Source organism: Pseudomonas sp. EA_65y_Pfl1_P113 (genome assembly GCF_963970525.1).
GTDB lineage: Bacteria > Pseudomonadota > Gammaproteobacteria > Pseudomonadales > Pseudomonadaceae > Aquipseudomonas > Aquipseudomonas tritici.
On sequence record NZ_CAXAQM010000086.1, the window covers coordinates 1 to 1,647 of the forward strand.

Annotated in this window: 1 protein-coding gene; it reads right to left on the reverse strand. The window is 59.0% G+C overall.

Annotation, left to right across the window (positions count from 1 at the left end; all coding sequences use genetic code 11):
- On the reverse strand, positions 1 to 1,647 hold a 1,647-nt coding region (locus AACY52_RS28360; protein WP_339561077.1), incomplete at both ends, for an RHS domain-containing protein.

The following is a 1,647-nucleotide window of genomic DNA, read 5'->3' on the forward strand; positions in this document are numbered from 1 at the left end:
CGTAGGCGCGGTAATGCGCGGACCAGACGATTTCGCCATCCGGGGCGGTGAGTTCCTGTGGGGTGCCGAGGTGGTCGAGTTGGTAGTGGTAGGGCTTGGTGTCTTTTGGGCCGAAGCCTTCCAGCAGGGCTAACGGACGGAAGCTGTCCGGTTCGTAGAGGTAGCTGCGGTGGCGGTCCGCGTGGTGTTCGGCGATGAGTTTGTCGCCTTGCCAGAAGAACTCGGTGGTTAGGCCGTCGATGGTTTTGCTGATGCGGCGGCCGAAGGGGTCGTAGCGGTAGCTGGCGGTTTGGCCGTTAGTTTTTTTAATACTGATCAGGCGGTGCTGGCAGTCGTAGCGGTATTCGGTGACGAGTTGCTGGCCTTTGCCTCGGCGTTCACGGATCAGATTGCCGAAGGCGTCGTAGTCGTAATGGCGGTCACCTTGGATCATCAGGCGGTTGCCGGTGACGATGTCTGGGCCGGGGCGGTCTTGCATGAGCAGGTTGCCGGCCGGGTCGTGGCCGAAACGTTCGTGCTCGCCTTGGGAGTGGTCGGCGCGGGTGAGGCGGTTTAGTGGGTCGTAGTGGTAGTGGTGTTCGCCTTTGCGGGTATCGATGAGGCGGGTGAGGTGGCCGGATTTGTCGTAGTCGTAGTGGCGGCGGTAGACAGTGCCTTCGGCATCGGCGATGCCTTGGTTGAACAGGCGCCCTTGGTCGTCGTGTTGGTAACTGCTGAGCAGTTTTCCTTGGGCACGTTGCTGCTCGCGGCCGGCGCTGAATAGGTGTGAGGTCAGTACCGCACCATTCAGTTCAACTGTGGAAAGGTGTCCGCCTTTGTCGTGATTGAAGGTGAGGCGGTTGTTGTCGGGCAGGCGCAGTTTTTGAAGTTGGCCGCAGGCGTCGTAGCCGTAACGCAAAGTGCCCCAGCCTTGGTGTTCGGCGGTCAGGCGGTTTTGTGGGTCGTATTCGTAGGCCAGCGCCCAGTGGCCGTCGTCGACGCTGAGGAGGTTGCCTTGGCGGTCGTAGGCGTAATCGACGATGTTGCCGTCGGGCAGGGTTTTTCTTACGAGTCGACCGGCGTGGTCGCGTTCGTAGCGAGTGACTAGCTGACTGCCATCGTCGCCATGTTCGGTCTTTTCTTGCAGGTTGCCATTGAGGTCGTAGGCGTAGGCGGTGCGCTGGCCGTCAAACCCGGTTTCCTGCTGGATCAGGCCGTTGCTGTGGTACTGGAGTCGGTAGGTTTCGCCGACTTCGTTTTCGATTTCGGTCAGCAACAACCGCACGTTGTCGTAACGGTAGTTGACCTGGGTGCCATCGACGTTGATGCGACGGCTGATCAGGTGCAGGCCGTCCGCATATTCGTAACGGGTGACGTGCCCCAGTTCATCGCGTTCGGAGGTGATTTTTCCGTAAGCGTTGTAGGTATATTTACGCGTGTCACCGCTCGGCAAGACGATTTGGACTAATCGCCCAACGTTGTTCCACTCGAACTGTGTAAGCGTGCCGTGCTCGTCTTTCTGGGTGATTTTTCGCCCAAGGTCGTCATAGCGATAGCGCTTGATTCCGCCATTCGGTAATTGCTCTTCAAGCAACTGGCCACGCTCATTCCACACCAGCCGCTGACAACTGTGATCCGGGTACCAAACCCCAATCAACTGCCCGTGTT